Genomic DNA, 17,327 nt, shown 5'->3' on the forward strand with positions numbered 1-17,327 from the left:
GGCGGTCGGGGTCAGCGACCCGGGGACCGGTCCGGCGTGGGCCGGAAATGGCGCTCCAGACCCTGCCACACGTCGTCGTACCCCGTCTGGAGGTGTCCGGCCGTGGCCGCCTGGGCGGTGGCGGTCACCGGCCAGCGGGTCTCGAACATGAACGCGAGCCCGTCGTCGATCCGCTGCGGCGCCAACTCGGCGGCGCTGGCCCGGTCGAACGTCTCCCGGTCGGGCCCGTGCGCGGACATCATGTTGTGCAGCGACCCGCCGCCGGGCACGAAACCCCCCTCGCCGGCGGTCTTGGCGTCGTACGCGCCCTCGATGAGGCCCATGTACTCGCTCATCACATTGCGGTGGAAGTACGGCGGCCGGAAGGTGTTCTCGCCGACCAGCCAGCGCGGCGCGAAGACCACGAAGTCGACGCCCGCGAGGCCGGGGGTGTCGGACGGCGAGGTCAGCACCGTGAAGATCGACGGGTCGGGGTGGTCGTAGCTGATGCTGCCGATCACATTGAAACGGCGCAGGTCGTAGACGTACGGCAGATGGTTGCCGTGCCAGGCGACGACATCGAGCGGGGAGTGGTCGTACGTCGCGGTCCACAGATTCCCGCAGAACTTGTTGACCACCTCGGTCGGCCGCTCGACGTCCTCGAAGGCGGCGACGGGGGCGCGGAAGTCCCTCGCGTTCGCCAGCCCGTTGGCACCGATCGGGCCGAGGTCGGGCAGCACGAAGGGACTGCCGTAGTTCTCGCAGACGTAACCGCGCGCCGTCTCGTCCAGCAACTCCACCCGGAACCGCACCCCGCGCGGGATCAGCGCGACCTCGCCGGGCCGGGCGGCCAGCAGGCCGAACTCGGTGACGAGCAGCAGCCCGCCGTGCTCCGGGACGATCAGCAGCTCACCGTCGGAGTCGCCGAACACCCGGTCCGTCATGGGGGAGTTGGCGTGATAGAGGTGCACGGCCATACCCGTGCGCTGCCCGGCGTCCCCGTTGCCGCCGAGCGTCCAGAGGCCCGCGAGGAAGTCCGTGCCGGGCGCGGGCTCCGGCAGCGGGTTCCAGCGCAGCCGGTTGGGGTCGGGCACGGACTCGGTGAACGGCGCGCCGCGCAGGCCGCCGTTGCCGGTGCGGGTGAACGGGGGGTGCGCGGCCGAGGGGCGGATCCGGTAGAGCCAGGAGCGCCGGTTGTGCGCGCGGGGCTCGGTGAAGGCGCTGCCGCTCAGCTGCTCCGCGTACAGGCCGAGCGGCGCCCGCTGCGGCGAGTTGCGGCCCACCGGCAGGGCGCCCGGCACGGCCTCCGAGCTGTGCTCGTTGCCGAAACCGGTGGCGTACGCCAGGTCCTCGGCCGTCTTCCTCGCCTGCTCGGTGCCGCTCATCGTCGCTCCCGTGTGTCGCCCTGTCGGGGGCCGGTGTGTCCGGCCGGTTGTCGGCCGGTCGTCGGTCAGCCAATCCTATGGGCAACCGTAGGATTCGATCCGGAGTGCGTCAACGGCGACAGTCCGCGCGGGCTCCGGTCGGCGGAAAAGCGACGCCCTCGCGCACATACATACGGTTCTGCCGCCGTTACGACTCGAAGTACGGCCCGCCACGCGGGAGACTCGGAGGTCACAGCCACAGCCACAGCCACAGCCACAGTGACCAGCGACAGCCGCGCCTCGGCCGCCGCACCTCATGCCGAAGGGTGGACCAGCCCGTGCCCGGAGTCAGCGCCGACGCCCACGACAGCCTCCGCAGAGTTCCCGTGCAACGACGCAGCGCGGAGCGGCTCGGCAGAATCCTCGACGCCTGCGCCGAACTGCTGGACGAGAACGGCTACGACGAGTTGTCCACCCGCGCCGTCGCCGCCCGCGCGGGCGTCCCCATCGGCTCCGTCTACCGCTTCTTCGGCAACAAGCGCGCCATGGCCGACGCGCTCGCCCGGCGCAATCTCGACCTCTACGCCGACCGGGTCGAGGACCGGCTGGGAGCGATCCCGGCGGCCGACCGGGAGGCGGCGACCGACGCCGTACTGGACGAGTACCTCGCCATGAAACGCGCGGTGCCCGGCTTCGGGCTGGTCGACTTCGGCACCAGGATTCCGGCGGGGCCGCCCGAGCCCGACCCGGCGGAGGCCGACGGCGGTGAACCGGCGCCCGACCCGAACCACCGGGTGGCGGACCGTCTCGCCGCCCTGTTCGCCGCCCATCTGGGACGCGACCCGGACGCCGCGCTGTGCCGGGCGGTCCTGGTCGCCGTCGAGGCGGCGGACGCGCTGTTCCAACTCGCCTTCCGCACCGACGCGTCGGGCGATCCGGACATCATCGCCGAGACCCGGGAACTGGTCCGCGCCTATCTGGCCCGGACCCTGGGCTGACCGACCTGACCGACCTGACCGACCTGACCGACCTGACCGACCTGACCGACCTGGCCGTCCTGACCGGGCCGACCCGGCCGACGGGCGTACGGCTTCGACGGGCCCACGGCTTCACAGGCGTACGGCTCCGATCGGGACGCGGTTGCGACGGGCGTACGGCTCCCCGTCGCGTACCGCTCCGACAGGCGTACCCGCCGCTCCGACAGGCGTACCCGCTCCGACGGCACGGTCTCCCGCCGCCCCCTTCCCCCATACGTACCAGTCGGTATGCTCGGGGGCAGCCCCCCGCGCGACATCGATGCCGCCGTCCCTGGAGGACCCATGGCGCCCACCGGCCCCGTCCGCACCGCCCTGCGCGTCTGCCCCCTCTGCGAGGCAACCTGCGGGCTCACCCTCACCATCGAGGGAACCAGGGTCACCGGCGCGCGCGGCGACCGCGACGACGTGTTCAGCAAGGGCTTCGTCTGCCCCAAGGGCGCCGCCTTCGGAGACCTGGACGCCGACCCCGACCGGCTCCGCACCCCGCTGATCCGGGTCGACGGCGAACTGCGGGAGGCCGGTTGGGACGAGGCGTTCGACCTGATCGCCGCCCGGCTGCGCCCGCTGATCGAGGAGCACGGACCACAGTCCGTCGGCGTCGTTCTCGGCAACCCCAACGTCCACACCATGGCCGGCGCCCTCTACCCGCCCCTCCTGCTCAACACCCTGCGCACCCGGAACATCTTCACCGCCTCCACCCTCGACCAGATGCCCAAACACGTCTCGTCAGGCCTGCTCTTCGGCGACCCCCACGCCATCCCCGTGCCCGACCTGGACCGCACCAGCCATCTGCTGCTCCTGGGCGCCAACCCGCTCGACTCCAACGGCAGCCTCTGCACCGCCCCCGACTTCCCCGGCAGGCTCAAGGCACTGCGCGCCCGCGGCGGCACCCTCACCGTGATCGACCCGCGCCGCACCCGCACCGCGCGCCTCGCCGACCGGCACCTCGCCATCCGGCCGGGCACCGACGCCCTGCTGCTCGCCGCCCTCGTCCACGTCCTGTTCGAGGAAGGGCTCACCGACCCGGGCACCCTGACCGAGCATCTCGAAGGGCTCGACGAACTCCCTTCCGCCGTCGCGGAGTTCACCCCCGAGGCCGTCTCGGCGGCCTGCGACCTGGACGCCGGGGACATCCGTACCCTCGCCCGCGACCTCGCCGCCGCGCCCACCGCCGCCGTCTACGGACGCATCGGCAGCTGCACCGTCGCGCACGGCACCCTCGCCAGCTGGCTCGTGGACGTCCTCAACATCCTCACCGGCAACCTCGACCGCCCCGGCGGCGCCCTCTTCCCGCTCTCCGCCACCGGCCGCGCGCCCCGCCCGGCGGGACCCGGCAAGGGCTTCGCCCTCGGCCGCTGGACCAGCCGGGTCGGCGGACACCCCGAGGCCAAGGGCGAACTGCCCATCGCCGTCCTCGCGGAGGAGATCGAGACGCCCGGCGAGGGGCGGATCCGCGCCGTGATCACCCTCGCGGCCAACCCCGTCCTCTCCGCCCCCGACGGCCGGCGCCTCGACCGGGCCCTGGACTCCCTCGACTTCATGGTCAGCGTCGACCCGTACCTCGGTGAGACCTCCCGCCACGCCGATGTCGTACTGCCCCCGCCGCCGCCCTCGCAGAGCGCCCACTTCGACTTCGCCTTCAACGGCTTCGCCGTACGCGACCAGGTCCGCCACAGCCCGCCCGCCGTCCCGCTGGAGGCCGGGCGGATGGACGAGTGCGAGATCCTGGCCCGGCTGGTGCTCGCCGTGGGCGGCACGCACGGCGCGGACCCCTCGGCCCTGGACGACCGGGTGATCGGAAGCACCCTCGCCAAGGCCGTCGCCGACCCGCTGTCACCCGTCCACGGACGCGACCCCGCCGAACTCGCCGCCGCGCTCACCGGGACCGGCGGCCCCGCGCGGCGGCTCGACCTGATGCTGCGTCTGGGCCCGTACGGCGACGGCTTCGGCGACGACCCGGCGGGGCTCACCCTCGCCCGGCTCACCGCCCACCCGCACGGCATCGACCTCGGCCCGCTGAAGCCCCGGCTCCCCGGGCTCCTCAAGACCCGCGGCGGACGTGTCGAGCTGCTCCCCGCGCCGATCGCCGCCGACCTGCCCCGGCTGCGCGCCGCGCTCACCGAGACCCCCGCGACCCTGGTGCTCGTCGGCCGCCGCCATCTGCGGTCCAACAACAGCTGGATGCACAACGTGCCCACCCTCAACGGCGGTTCGAACCGCTGCACCGTCCACGTCCACCCCGCCGACGCCGCCCGGCTCGGCCTCACCGACGGGGAAGAGGCGCACGTCACCACCGAGGCAGGCGGGATCACGCTCCCGGTGGAGATCACCGACACCGTCCGGACCGGCGTCGTGAGCGTGCCGCACGGCTGGGGACACGACCGCCCCGGCACCCGGATGGCGGTGGCCCACGCGCGGCCGGGCGTCAACGTCAACCAGCTCCTCGACGGCACCCTGCGCGACCCGCTGTCGGGAACGGCGGTCCTCAACGGCTTCCCGGTCCGACTGGCCCCCGCCTGACCGGCGCCGCCGCTTGACGGGTGCTGTTGCCTGACGGGTGGCCCTGCCTGACTGATGCCGCGCTTGACGGGTGCCCGCGCTTTGCGAGCACGTCGCTTGACGGGTGTCCCGGCCTGACCGTCGCCGCTTTCTGACGAGCGCCCGCGCATGACGGGTGCCCCTGCCCGACCGGCGCCCCTGTCCGACGGGGGCCGCGCTTGACGGGTGCCCCTGCCTGACCACCTGACCGCGTGAGCGCCTGCCCGGTGCCCCCGCCCGACCGCCCGACCGCCCGATCGCCTGACCGGTGACCTGTGACCGGTGACCGGTCGCCGGTGGCCGGGCGAGGGTCGTCGGCGACGGCTCGGGCGTCCGGCCCGGCCCGGCGCGTCCGGGGCGGGCGCCGGCAGTCCCACCGTCGCCGCCGGGTCGCCCCCGTGAGAGCGGATCAGCCCGTCGGCCATTCGAACGCGACCGATATGGTCGAACGCATGATTGGACAGCCGAGGGGCGGCGTCGTACCCGGGGTCCCCGCCCCGCGCGGGGAACGCGCCGCCACGTTCCTCCCCGCCGCCGTGCTCCTGCCCGGCACCGGGCGATGACCGCGGGGGACCGGCGCTGGCTGCTGCGTCTCGTCGTCGCCTTCGCCTTCTCCCAGGCGGCCGTGTCGATGGCCCGGCCCGCCGTCTCCTACCGGGCGCTCGCCCTCGGCGCCGACGAGCGCGCGATCGGTGTGATCGCCGGGGTGTTCGCGCTGCTGCCGCTCTTCGCCGCCGTACCGCTCGGCCGCCGGACCGACCGGGGCCGCTGCGCCCCGCTCCTCGCCGTCGGCGCCGTGCTCATCGCCGTGGGCTGCGGCCTCAGCGGCACAGCGGGCTCCCTCGCCGCCCTCGCCGCCTGGAGCGGACTGATGGGTCTCGGGCATCTCTGCTTCGTCATCGGCGCCCAGTCCATCGTGGCCCGCCGCAGCGCGCCGGCCGAACAGGACCGCAACTTCGGGCACTTCACCATCGGTGCCTCGCTCGGTCAGCTCGTCGGCCCCTTCGCCGCCGGACTGCTCGTCTCCGGCCACGACGCCGCGATGGCCCGCACCAGCGCCCTCGCCCTCGTGGTCTCCGCCGGGGTCGCGGCCGTCTCCCTCCTCTGCCTGCGCCGGATCGAGCCACCGGCCAGGACCGGCGGTACGGGCGGTACGGAGCAGGCCGCCGGGCCCGGGAAGGTGCCCGTGCGGCGCATCCTGCGCGCCCGTGGGGTGCCCGGCGGCATCCTCGTCAGCCTCGCCGTCCTCTCGGCGACCGACATCCTCACCGCGTACCTCCCGGTCGTCGGCGAGGACCGGGGCATCTCCCCGACCACGATCGGCCTGCTGCTGAGCCTGCGGGCCGCCGCCGCGATCGCCTGCCGGCTGGTGATGACCCCGATGATCCGGCGGGTGGGGCGTACGGCGCTGCTCACCGGGTCCTGTCTGCTCGGCGGGCTGCTGTGCGCGGGCATCGCGCTCCCCGTGCCGGTGTGGGGGATGGCCCTGATGCTCGTGGCGTTCGGCTTCTGCCTCGGGGTCGGCCAGCCGCTGTCGATGACCACCGTGGTCCGGGCCGCGCCGCCCGGGGCCCGCTCCACCGCCCTCGCGCTCCGGCTCACCGGCAACCGGCTGGGCCAGGTCGCCGCCCCCGCGTCCGCCGGGCTCGTCGCCGGAGTCGCGGGCACCGGCGCGCCGTTCGTGATGCTCGGCGCGCTCCTGGTGGGCGCGGCGGGACTCGCCGTACGGATCGCCCCGCGCGACCGCGTCTCGCCGCCCGCGGAACCGTCCCCGGAAATGCCCACCGAACCGCCCGCCCCGGCGCCGAGCGCCGCCGAACCGCCCGCCGCGCCGGGGAATCCCGCCGAACCCGCCGCGAGGGCACCGGACATCACGGACGCGCGGATGTGACGAGCGGGACCCCGGAGCTCTCTGGCGCCGGAAAACTATCATCGCTAGTTTGGGGGTGACGACAGTTCGGCGGGTGACGACGCCGAACGCCGGCCGCACACGGCAGTCCCCGGGAGGAACAGCGATGAAGGCACACGACACGATGTACATCGGCGGCGAGTGGCGTCCCGCCGCCGGCCCCGGCACCATCGCCGTCGTCAACCCGGCGACCGAGCAGGTCATCGCGGAGGTCCCGGCCGGCACGGCCGAGGACGTCGACGCCGCCGTACGCGCCGCACGGGCCGCCTTCCCCGGCTGGGCGGCCACCCCGCCCGCCGCCCGCGCGGCGCGCCTCGCCGCCCTGCGGGACGCCCTCGCCGCCCGTACCGAGGAGATCGCCGAGACCGTCACCGCCGAACTCGGCTCGCCCCTCAAGCTGTCGCGGGCCGTGCACGCCGGGACCCCGGTGCGGGTCGCCGCCTCGTACGCCGAACTCGCCGCCTCCTACGCCTTCGAGGAACGCATCGGCAACTCGACGGTCCTGCTGGAGCCGGTGGGTGTCGTCGGCGCCATCACCCCCTGGAACTACCCGCTGCACCAGATCGTCGCCAAGGTCGCCCCCGCGCTCGCCGCCGGCTGCACCGTCGTCGTCAAGCCCGCCGAGGACACCCCGCTCACCGCCCAGATCTTCGCCGAGGCCGTCCACGAGGCGGGCCTGCCCCCGGGCGTCGTCAACGTGGTCACCGGCGTCGGCACCGTCGCCGGGCAGGCCCTGGCCGCGCACGAGGACGTCGACCTGGTCTCCTTCACCGGCTCCACCGCCGTCGGCCGGCGGATCGGCGCCACGGCCGGCGGGGCCGTCAAGCGCGTCGCGCTGGAGCTGGGCGGGAAGTCCGCCAACGTCATCCTGCCGAGCGCCGATCTCGCCAAGGCCGTCAAGGTCGGCGTCGCCAACGTGATGACCAACTCCGGTCAGACATGCAGCGCGTGGACCCGGATGCTGGTCCACACGGACCGGTACGACGAGGCGGTGGAGGCCGCCGTGGCCGCGGTCGCCTCCTACCGGGCGGGCGACCCCCACGACGAACTCTGCCGGGTCGGCCCCCTGGTCAGCGCCGCGCAGCGGGAGCGGGTGCGCGGCTACATCGAGCGGGGTCTCGCCGAGGGCGCCCGGCTGGTCGCGGGCGGCACCGAAACCCCGCACGACACCGGCTGGTTCGTCACCCCGACCGTCCTCGCGGACGTCACCCCGGAGATGACCGTCGCCCAGGAGGAGATCTTCGGCCCCGTCCTGTGCGTCCTGCGCTACGAGGACGAGGAGGACGCCCTGCGGATCGCCAACGGCACCGTCTACGGGCTGGCCGGCGCCGTCTGGGCGGGCGACGAGAGCGAGGCCGTCGCCTTCGCCCGCCGGATGGAGACCGGCCAGGTCGACATCAACGGCGGCCGGTTCAACCCCCTTGCCCCGTTCGGCGGTTACAAGCAGTCCGGCGTCGGCCGCGAACTCGGCCCGCACGGGCTCGCCGAGTACCTCCAGACCAAGTCCCTCCAGTTCTGAGCCGGGAGAGAAACCCATCGTGGTACGCGCCGCCGTCCTGCCCGCCGTCGGGTCGCCCCTGACGATCACCGACATCGAGCTGCCCGAGCCCGGCCCCGGCCAGGTGCGGATCCGCCTCGCCGCAGCCGGGGTCTGCCACTCCGACCTGTCCCTCACCGACGGCACCATGCGGCTGCCCGTCCCGGCCGTCCTCGGCCACGAGGGCGCGGGCACCGTCCTGTCCGTCGGCGAGGACGTCACCCACATCGCCCCCGGCGACCGTGTCGTCCTCAACTGGGCGCCGTCCTGCGGCCGTTGCCACGCCTGCGGCCTCGGCGAGGTCTGGCTCTGCGACTCGGCCCTGACCGGCGCGGGCGCGGTCCACGCCCGTACGGCCGACGGCACCGCACTGCATCCCGGCCTGAACGTCGCGGCGTTCGCCGAGGAGACGGTCGTCGCGGCCAACTGCGTCCTGCCCGCACCCGACGGCATCCCGCTCACCGACGCCGCGCTGCTCGGCTGCGCCGTGCTCACCGGCTACGGCGCCGTGCACCACTCCGCCCGGGTGCGCGCGGGCGAGACGGTCGTGGTCATCGGCGTGGGCGGCGTCGGCCTGGCGGTGCTCCAGTCCGCGCGGATCGCCGGGGCGTCGAGGATCGTCGCGGTCGATGTCTCCCCGGCGAAGGAGGAGTTGGCGCGCGCGGCCGGGGCCACGGACTATCTCGTCGCGTCCGCCGGCACGGCCCGGGAGGTACGGAAGCTGACCGACGGCCACGGCGCGGACGTCGCCGTCGAGTGCGTCGGCCGGGCCGTCACCATCCGCACCGCCTGGGAGTCCACCCGCCGGGGCGGCCGGACCACGGTCGTCGGCATCGGCGGCAAGGATCAGCAAGTCACCTTCCACGCACTGGAGTTGTTCCACTGGGGGCGCACCCTGTCCGGGTGTGTGTACGGCAACTGCGACCCGGTCCGGGATCTGCCGGTCCTCGCCGAACACGTCCGGGCCGGCCGGCTCGACCTCGGCTCACTGGTGACCGAGCGGATCACGCTGGACGGCATTCCCGCCGCCTTCGACATGATGCTCGCCGGACGCGGCGGGCGCGCGCTGGTCGTCTTCTGACGCCCCCGGGCCACCCGCTTCAGGGGTCCCCCGGCGCGGGCGGGAGCGCGCCACCCCCACACCCGCCAGACAGAGCACGCCCCCGGCGAGGGTGAGCACGCCGGGGATCTCGTCCAGCAGCAGCCAGGCCATCAGGACGACGATCGCCGGGACCGCGTACGTCGTGGCGCCCATCCGGGACGCGGTGGTCCGGGACAGGGCGTACGCCCACGTCGTGAACGCCAGCGCGGTCGGGAACACGCCCAGATAGACCAGGTTGAGGGTCGCGGACAGCGGCGCGTCGGCCGCGTCCCGGACGAGCTGCCAGCCGAACGGCAGACAGCCGATCGTGCCGACGACCGCGCCGTACGTGGTGACCTGCAACGGCGTCGCGTACGCCAGCGTGGGCTTCTGCGCCACGACCCCGCCCGCGTACGCCACCGCCGCCAGCAGACAGAGCAGGACGCCCAGGACGGAGGTGGTGCCGTCGCCCGCCATCGACAGGCCCACCACCACGGCCCCCGCGAAGGACACCGCCATGCCGGTGAGCAGCCGGGGCGCCAGGCTCTCGCCCAGCAGCCGGACGGCGAGGAGGGCCATGAGCAGTGGTGCGATGTTCACGACGAGGGACGCGGTGCCCGCGTCGACCAGCTGTTCGCCCCAGTTGAGGACCACCGAGTAGCCGCCGAACCAGAGCAGTCCCGAGACCACGATGCCCGGCCGGGCGGCCCGGGGCGGCAGGCCCTCCCGGCGTATCAGCAGGATCGCGACCAGCACCAGCGAGCCGGTGAGCAGCCGCCCGAGCGCCAGGGCGCCCGGCGCGTACGCCTCGCCCGCGCTGCGGATGGACACGAAGGCCGACGCCCAGAGGACGACGGTGACCCCGGCGGCGGCCAGACCTTTTCCGCCGGCCGGGGTGGACGTGCCGGGGGCGGCCGTCGATGCGGCCGGGCGTGCCTGGGCACGCGGAACGGAGGAGTTCGCCATGTGAAGGATGCTAAGCCCGAAACAGTTCGGCTGTCACCGAAGTATCGCGGGTTCGACGCCGAGCAGTTCGGCGAACGCGTGCTCCCCGGCCGGCGTCACCCGCACGGCCCGCTCCGTCCCGATGCGCGCGCACCACGTCGACTCCAGGGCCAACCGGCACAGCCCCGCCCCCGCCACCCCCGCCAGATGGCGCCGCCGCTCCGTCCAGTCCAGACACGAGCTGACCACCGGGCGGCGCCCGGCGTTCTCCAGGGCGATCCCCAGCTCGCCGAACCACTCCGTGCCCTCCTCGGTGAGGGCGAAACCGGCGTCGAAGAGCAGCAGTCCGCGCCGCGCCATGGCCTCGGTCAGGGTCACCCCCAGCCGGCCGGCGAGATGGTCGTAGCAGGTACGCCCCCGGGCCATCGCCGCGGTCGCCCGCGACGCGCGCACGATGTGCGGGCTGTCGCGGCCCGGCATGACGTGCGCGGCCAGCGACTCGACGAGTTCGGCGGTGCTCGCGTCGGCCAGCCGCACGTAACGGTGGCGGCCCTGCCGCTCCTCGGTGGCCAGCCCGGCCGTGATCAGTTTCCCGATGTGCTCGCTGGCGGTGGACGCGGCGACCCCCGCCTCGCGGGCCAGCTCGCCGGCCGTCCAGGCGCGGCCGTCGAGCAGGGACAGACAGAAGACGGCACGGGTCTCGTCGGCGAGCAGGGCGGCGAAGTTCGCGAGGAGCGAGCCCGGCGACGCGGCGGGCCCGGGAAGCCCGAAGGGGTCGGCGGCCGGATACGGGGCGGGAGTCTGCGGCATGGATCCAGGGTGCCTCAGAAACCCTTCGGCGTGGCCCGAACTGTCTCGTACTGCGCCGCCAGCCCGTCGATCAGCGCCCGCAGCCCCGTCTCGAAGGCTCCCTCGTCCACCCGCTGCTGCCGCTCCGCCAGCAGATGGGCCTGGCCGAGGTGCGGATAGTCGGCGGGGTCGTACGCCGCCTCGTCGTCCACGAAGCCCCGCGCGAACGAACCGAGCGCCGAGCCGGTGATGAAGTACCGCATCAGCGCCCCGATATGGGTGGCCTGAACCGGCGGCCACCCCGCCCGGACCATCGCGCCGAACACCGTGTCGGCCACCCGCAGGCCCGCCGGGCGGCGGCCCGGACCCTGGGCGAGCACCGGCACGATGTGCGGGTGCGCGGTGAGCGCGGCGCGATAGGACACGGCGTAGTCGTGCAGCGCGGTACGCCAGTCCCGTACGTCGTCCTCGTCGAACATCGACAGGTCGACCTGGGCGCTCACCGAGTCAGCGACCGCGTCCAGGATTTCGTCCTTGGTGCGGAAGTGGTTGTAGAGGGAGGGCCCGCTGACGCCGAGCTCGGCGGCCAGCCGGCGGGTCGAGACCGCGCCGAGCCCCTCGGCGTCCACGAGCGCCGCCGCGGTCGTGACGATGCGGTCTCTGCTGAGGAGCGGCTTGCGGGGTCGGGCCATGGCGCACATCGTAGGGCGGTGACCGGGACCCGGCGCGACCGTGGGGTGCGACGGCCGCCGCACCGGCCGCGTGCGACGACCGTGCGCACCGGACCGGGGCAGGCCCTAAGCGCTTGCTCAGCTTCGGGGTAGGGTGTGCGTTCTGCCGACCGGAAGGGGCGAGCGATGCGTACGGCGGAACGGGCCACCGAGGGCGAGGGCGTGCCGTGGGGCGAGGTCACCCCCGAGGCGGCCAGAAAGCTGCTCGTCGCCGCCGTGGAGGCGTTCGCCGAGCGCGGATACCACGCCACCACGACCCGCGACATCGCGAGCCGCGCCGGGATGAGCCCGGCCGCGCTCTACATCCACTACAAGACCAAGGAAGAACTCCTCCACCGGATCAGCCGGATCGGCCACGACAAGGCCCTGGAGATCCTGACGGCCGCCGCCGGGCGCGAGGGGACGGCGGCCGAACGCCTCACCGACGCGGTCCGCTCGTTCGTCGGCTGGCACGCGGCCCGGCACACCACCGCGCGCGTCGTCCAGTACGAGCTCGACGCCCTCGCCGACGACCACCGCGCCGAGATCGTCGAACTGCGCCGCCGCACCGACGCGACCGTGCGCGGCATCCTCCAGGACGGCGTACGGGACGGGGAGTTCGACGTCCCCGACGTGCCCGGCACCACCGTGGCCGTGCTGTCGCTCTGCATCGACGTGGCGCGCTGGTTCAACACCCAGGGCCGCCGGACGTCCGACGAGGTCGGCGCGCTCTACGCCGACCTCGTGCTGCGCATGGTGGTCGCACGGGACCGCCCGCTGCCCCGGCCGGTCTGACCCGGTCCGATCCGGGACGGCGGGGTGACGCCGCCCGGGACGGTCCGACCCGGCCCGACCCGGAACGGCGGGAGCCGGGCGGCGGCGCCGGTCCGCGGTCGCTCGGCGGCAGGTCAGAAGTAGTAGCGGGAGACCGACTCCGCCACGCACACCGGCTTCTCGCCGCCCTCGCGCTCCACGGTGACGAGGGCGGTGACCTGTACGCCGCCGCCCGCCTCGGCGACCTCCCGCAGCTCGGCCGTCGCGCGCACCCGCGACCCGGCGGGCACGGGGGAGGGGAAACGCACCTTGTTGGCGCCGTAGTTGACGCCCATCGTCACGTTCTCGACGCTCAGCACCTGCGGCACCAGGACCGGCAGCAGGGACAGCGTCAGATAGCCGTGCGCGATGGTCGTGCCGAACGGGCCCAGCGCCGCCTGCTCCGGATCCACATGGATCCACTGGTGGTCGCCCGTCGCCTCGGCGAAGAGATCGATCCGCTTCTGGTCGACTTTCAGCCAGTCGCTGTACCCCAGCCGCTCGCCGACAGCGGCGCGCAGTTCCTCCGCGGAGGTGAAGACCCTCGGCTCAGCCATGTCGTTCGATACCTGCCTCTCCAGCGCCGTTTCACGTGCCGTCACGCCACGTGCCGTCCGCGCGGTGTCCAAGCGCTTGCTCAGCATGCTGGGGGGCGGTGGTCCTGTCAACGCGGACACAGCCTCGGCGTAGGCTCCGTGGAGTGCCGCAGATACCGGAGAAGATCCATGAACTGACCGTCGGGCAGTTGTCCGCGCGCAGCGGCGCCGCCCCGTCGGCTCTTCACTTCTACGAGGCCAAAGGGCTGATCACCAGCCGCCGGACCAGCGGCAACCAGCGCCGCTACAGCAGGGACACGCTCCGCCGCGTCGCCTTCGTCCGGGCGGCCCAGCGCGTGGGCATCCCGCTCGCCACCATCGGGCACGCCCTCGCCGAGCTCCCCGAGGGGCGCACCCCGAACCGCGACGACTGGGCCCGGCTGTCCAAGGCGTGGCGCTCCGAACTGGACGAGCGCATCCGGCAGCTCGGCCGGCTCCGGGACCATCTCACCGACTGCATCAGCTGCGGATGCCTCTCGCTGGACGCCTGTGTCCTGTCCAACCCGGACGACGTGTTCGGCGACCGCATGTCGGGCTCCCGGCTCCTGGGGGAGCGCAGGAGTGCGCAAGAGCAGCGGTCACCGGGTGTTTGCGGCGCTTGAGCGCGTACGCCCGGCGGGACCGACGGTCCACCCGGGACGAGCCGCGTGGACCGGGAGGAGCGGCGGACCGGCGCGCCCTGACCGGTCCGCTCCGCCGCACCGCGGCGGTGATGTCCGCTCCCGCCGCGTGGCGCCGCGCGCCACGCGTCCGGCCACGGTGTCCCGTACGCGTACGTGCCCCGCACGCGTACCCGTTGCCCGTCCGTGCCCCGATCCCGATCCCGACTCGAACCCGAGATCGGTGTCCGTACCCGTACCCGTTGCCCGTACGTGGCGCGAGTCCCGTGTCGTGTGCCCCGGGTCCCGTGCCCTGTCCCGCCCGGGGGCGGGTGAGGCCGGTTCAGGCCGCCGAGGCCAGTTCCCGCTGCCGTACGCGCTTCGCCCGCTCCATGGCCTCGGACGTGAGAACGGGCCGCGGCACGACAATGCCACAGCCCTTGCACACCGGTCCCGACCACGGCGCCTGCGAGAGGTCCGGCCGCCAGACGATGCCCTTCTCCGCGCACACCGGGCACGCGCCGCCGGGGCCCGACTCCAGTCCGGCGATCAGCCGGCGCAGCACCTCCGCCAGCGGCTCCGACGGATGGACGGCCGGGTCGTCGCAGCGCGCCACCCCGTTGCCGCCCCAGGTCCGGCGGTGCCAGTCGTCGAACGTGCCCGGCCTTCTCAACCCGTCGTACTTCTCGCGCTTCCGGCGCTTGGCGAACTGGCTCTCGTAGGCCAGCCAGACGGCCCGTGCTTCCTCCAGTTCGTCGAGGGCGGCCATCAGCCGCTCCGGATCCGGCGCGCGGTCCTCCGGCTCGATGTCGTGCCGCTCACACAGGTGGTCCCAGGTGGCCCGATGGCCGTACGGGGCGAAACGCTCCAGGCACTTACGCAGTGAATATCGGCGTAGTGCCAGGTCACACCGGGGATCGCGCACCTGTCTTGCCAGACTCCGGAATCCGGCCATCGCCTGCCACCTCCGTCGGTTGCTGCACCAGGGTCATCCAATAGACGTACGCGTGCCCGATCCGGCTCCATCGAAAATGGGAACGCGGCCATCCGGCGAGATTTCACCCCTGCGGGCCGCCTTCGAACCGATCAGCGGTAGCGGAGATAACGGGCCCGGGTCGCCCGGAACGCGGTGAGTTCGGCCTCCCAGGCGCCGACGACGTCGTCCGTGTCCGCGCCCGCGTCGATCAGGGTGCGTACGGAGGCCGAGCCGGTCAGCTTGTCGATCCAGTTGTCCTCCCGCCAGGCGAAGCCGCTCCAGGTCCGTTTCGCCGTCACCAGCAGCGCGATTCCGGTGCGGACAGGGTCGAACAACTCGCGTTCGTGGACGTGCAGTTGGACCCCGCCGACCGTCCTTCCCTGGAACTTGGAGAACGCCGGGGTGAAGTACGCCTCCCGGAAGCGCACCCCGCGCAGCCCCTCGGCGTCGGCGGCCTCGGCCCACGTGCGGTCGACGCCCTCCGCCCCCAGCAGTTCGAAGGGCCGGGTCGTCCCGCGCCCCTCGGACAGATTGGTCCCCTCGAAGAGACAGGTGCCCGGGTAGACGAGCGCGGTCTCCGGCGTCGGCATGTTCGGGCTCGGCGGGACCCAGGGCAGCCCCGTCGCGTCGAAGAAGTCGGAGCGGCGCCAGCCGGACATCGTGACGACCTCCAGCCGCTCCACCGGCCGGGCCAGGAACTCGCCGTTGAACAGCAGCGCCAGTTCGGCCACGGTCATGCCGTGCGCCTGGGCGACCGGTTTCCGGCCGACGAACGTCGCGAACTCCGGGTGCAGGACCGGCCCGAGGGCCGCCCGCCCGGTGACCGGGTTGGGGCGGTCGAGGACGACGACGTCCTTGCCGGCGAGGGCCGCCGCCTCCATGCAGTCGTACAGGGTCCAGATGTACGTGTAGAAGCGGGCGCCCGCGTCCTGGATGTCGAAGACGACGGTGTCCACGCCGGACGCGGTGAAGATGTCGGCGAGCGCCTGCCCACTGGTCTGGTACGTGTCGTACACCGGGAGTCCGGTGGCCGGATCGTCGTACCTGCCCTCGGAGCCGCCCGCCTGGGCGGTGCCCCGGAAGCCGTGCTCGGGGCCGAAGACGGCGGTCAGGTCGACGCGTGCGTCCGGGTGCATCACGTCCACGACGTGCCGCAGGTCCCGGGTGACCCCGGTCGGATTGGTGACGATCCCGACCCGCCGGCCGGCGAGTGTCCGGTACCCGTCGGCCGCCAGCCGGTCGAAGCCCGTACGTACGCCTCCGCCTCCGCCACTCCCGCTCCGGTCCCGACTCCCGGCGCCCGCCGCGTGGGCGGCCCCGGCGCCGGTCACCGCCGCCGCGCCGGTCACTCCCGCCGCGCCGCCCGCGGCGAGCACACTCCTTCTCGACAGGCTCATCCGGCCACCTCCGTGATCATGATTTCAGTCATGGGCATGCACATGGCCCTGAACCCTGGGCGCTTCTCGGGACGCGGCTCCGGACGCGGCCGGCCGGGGGCGCGCCGGTCCCGCCGCGATGATCCCCGGACCGGTCGGGCCCGCACCCTTCCACGGCGACATACCGACTGGTTAGTCTGCTCCCGTCGAGCGGTGGGTACCGAGATGAACCGGAGAGGCAGGTCCGATGAGTACGGTGCGGGACACGCGAGTGGTGGTCACCGGGGCCGGCGGCGGGATCGGCGCCGCGCTCGCCCGCCGATTCGCCGCCGGGGGAGCCCGTGTCGTCGTCAACGACCTCGACGCGGCGAAGGCCGAGGCCGTCGCCGGGGAGATCGGCGCCGTCGCCGTACCGGGCGACGCCTCCGCCGTCGTCGAGCGGGCGCGCGACGCGCTCGGCGGCACCGTCGACGTCTACTGCGCCAACGCGGGCCTCGGCTCGGCCGGGGACGCCCTCGCCGACGAGGACGTCTGGGCGTCGGCCTGGGACGTCAACGTCATGGCACACGTCCGCGCCTCCCGGATCCTGCTCCCCGACTGGCTGGAGCGCGGCGAGGGCCGGTTCGTCTCCACCGTCTCCGCCGCCGGACTGCTCACGATGATCGGCGCGGCGCCGTACAGCGTCACCAAGCACGGCGCCCTCGCCTACGCGGAATGGCTCTCGCTCACCTACCGCCACCGGGGCCTCAAGGTCCACGCGATCTGCCCCCAGGGCGTCCGTACGGACATGCTGACCGCCGCCGGATCGGCCGGCGACCTCGTACTCGCCCCCACGGCCATCGAGCCCGAGGACGTGGCTCAGGCACTGTTCGACGCCATGGACGAGGACCGGTTCCTGGTGCTCCCGCACGCCGAGGTCGCCGACTACTACCGGGCCCGCGCCACCGACCCCGACCGCTGGCTGACCTCGATGAACAAGATCCAGCGGACCTGGGAAGCGGCCCCCCGGTGACCGGCCCGCACCCGGCCGGACACGGAACCGTACCCGCCGAGCCGCCCGGGACCGCGAGTGGGAGGA

15 protein-coding genes are annotated in these 17,327 nt (G+C 73.8%); 8 read left to right on the forward strand and 7 right to left on the reverse strand.

Annotated elements, in window-relative coordinates:
• Window positions 1-11: 11 nt before the first annotated feature.
• Window positions 12-1,364, reverse strand: a complete 1,353-nt coding sequence (hmgA, locus tag OG875_RS25535; RefSeq protein WP_330176564.1) for a homogentisate 1,2-dioxygenase — start codon at window positions 1,362-1,364, stop codon at window positions 12-14.
• Between the two features lie 305 nt (window positions 1,365-1,669).
• On the opposite strand from hmgA, the gene OG875_RS25540 reads away from it, so the two are divergent.
• From OG875_RS25540 to OG875_RS25560, 5 genes are all read left to right on the forward strand, one after another.
• A complete protein-coding gene (locus OG875_RS25540) occupies window positions 1,670-2,341 on the forward strand; it encodes a TetR family transcriptional regulator (protein WP_443079199.1) in 672 nt (223 codons plus the stop codon).
• Between the two features lie 321 nt (window positions 2,342-2,662).
• A complete protein-coding gene (locus OG875_RS25545) occupies window positions 2,663-4,900 on the forward strand; it encodes a molybdopterin oxidoreductase family protein (RefSeq protein ID WP_330176566.1) in 2,238 nt (745 codons plus the stop codon).
• Between the two features lie 577 nt (window positions 4,901-5,477).
• Window positions 5,478-6,809 (forward strand): MFS transporter, encoded by a 1,332-nt coding sequence (locus tag OG875_RS25550; RefSeq protein ID WP_330176567.1) that lies wholly within the window; start codon window positions 5,478-5,480, stop codon window positions 6,807-6,809.
• 124 nt (window positions 6,810-6,933) lie between these two features.
• Window positions 6,934-8,346 (forward strand): aldehyde dehydrogenase family protein, encoded by a 1,413-nt coding sequence (locus OG875_RS25555; protein ID WP_330176568.1) that lies wholly within the window; start codon window positions 6,934-6,936, stop codon window positions 8,344-8,346.
• Window positions 8,347-8,365: 19 nt separating this feature from the next.
• Entirely contained in the window at window positions 8,366-9,445 is a 1,080-nt protein-coding gene (locus tag OG875_RS25560) for a Zn-dependent alcohol dehydrogenase (protein WP_330176569.1), read from the forward strand.
• Here the strand turns inward: OG875_RS25560 and OG875_RS25565 are convergent.
• The 3 genes from OG875_RS25565 to OG875_RS25575 are packed head-to-tail and all read right to left on the reverse strand — an operon-like array spanning window position 9,350 to window position 11,871.
• On the reverse strand, window positions 9,350-10,411 hold the full coding sequence (locus OG875_RS25565; protein WP_330176570.1) for a DMT family transporter: 1,062 nt from the start codon (window positions 10,409-10,411) through the stop codon (window positions 9,350-9,352). The genes OG875_RS25560 and OG875_RS25565 overlap by 96 nt on opposite strands.
• Before the next feature lie 33 nt (window positions 10,412-10,444).
• Window positions 10,445-11,200, reverse strand: coding sequence for an ArsR/SmtB family transcription factor (locus OG875_RS25570; protein WP_330176571.1), 756 nt, complete (start codon window positions 11,198-11,200; stop codon window positions 10,445-10,447).
• 14 nt (window positions 11,201-11,214) lie between these two features.
• On the reverse strand, window positions 11,215-11,871 hold the full coding sequence (locus OG875_RS25575) for a TetR/AcrR family transcriptional regulator (protein ID WP_330176572.1): 657 nt from the start codon (window positions 11,869-11,871) through the stop codon (window positions 11,215-11,217).
• Window positions 11,872-12,036: 165 nt separating this feature from the next.
• Between OG875_RS25575 and OG875_RS25580 the strand changes: the two genes are divergently transcribed.
• A complete protein-coding gene (locus tag OG875_RS25580) occupies window positions 12,037-12,684 on the forward strand; it encodes a TetR/AcrR family transcriptional regulator (protein WP_330176573.1) in 648 nt (215 codons plus the stop codon).
• A 113-nt stretch (window positions 12,685-12,797) separates the two neighbouring features.
• Here OG875_RS25580 and OG875_RS25585 read toward each other — a convergent pair whose 3' ends face one another.
• A complete protein-coding gene (locus tag OG875_RS25585) occupies window positions 12,798-13,259 on the reverse strand; it encodes a MaoC family dehydratase (RefSeq protein ID WP_330176574.1) in 462 nt (153 codons plus the stop codon).
• A gap of 143 nt (window positions 13,260-13,402) precedes the next feature.
• Here OG875_RS25585 and soxR point away from each other — a divergent pair, with 143 nt between their 5' ends.
• Window positions 13,403-13,900, forward strand: a complete 498-nt coding sequence (gene soxR, locus OG875_RS25590) for a redox-sensitive transcriptional activator SoxR (RefSeq protein WP_330176575.1) — start codon at window positions 13,403-13,405, stop codon at window positions 13,898-13,900.
• A 340-nt stretch (window positions 13,901-14,240) separates the two neighbouring features.
• On the opposite strand, the gene OG875_RS25595 is transcribed toward soxR, so the two are convergent.
• Both OG875_RS25595 and OG875_RS25600 read right to left on the reverse strand, forming a co-directional pair.
• A complete protein-coding gene (locus OG875_RS25595) occupies window positions 14,241-14,852 on the reverse strand; it encodes a hypothetical protein (protein WP_330176576.1) in 612 nt (203 codons plus the stop codon).
• A 131-nt stretch (window positions 14,853-14,983) separates the two neighbouring features.
• Entirely contained in the window at window positions 14,984-16,270 is a 1,287-nt protein-coding gene (locus OG875_RS25600; RefSeq protein ID WP_330176577.1) for an exo-beta-N-acetylmuramidase NamZ family protein, read from the reverse strand.
• 226 nt (window positions 16,271-16,496) lie between these two features.
• Between OG875_RS25600 and OG875_RS25605 the strand changes: the two genes are divergently transcribed.
• The gene (locus OG875_RS25605; RefSeq protein WP_330176578.1) at window positions 16,497-17,261 is read left to right on the forward strand and encodes an SDR family oxidoreductase; all 765 of its coding nucleotides are present in this window, start codon (window positions 16,497-16,499) and stop codon (window positions 17,259-17,261) included.
• Window positions 17,262-17,327 lie beyond the last annotated feature (66 nt).

The sequence above is a fragment of the Streptomyces sp. NBC_01498 genome (genome assembly GCF_036327775.1).
GTDB lineage: Bacteria > Actinomycetota > Actinomycetes > Streptomycetales > Streptomycetaceae > Streptomyces.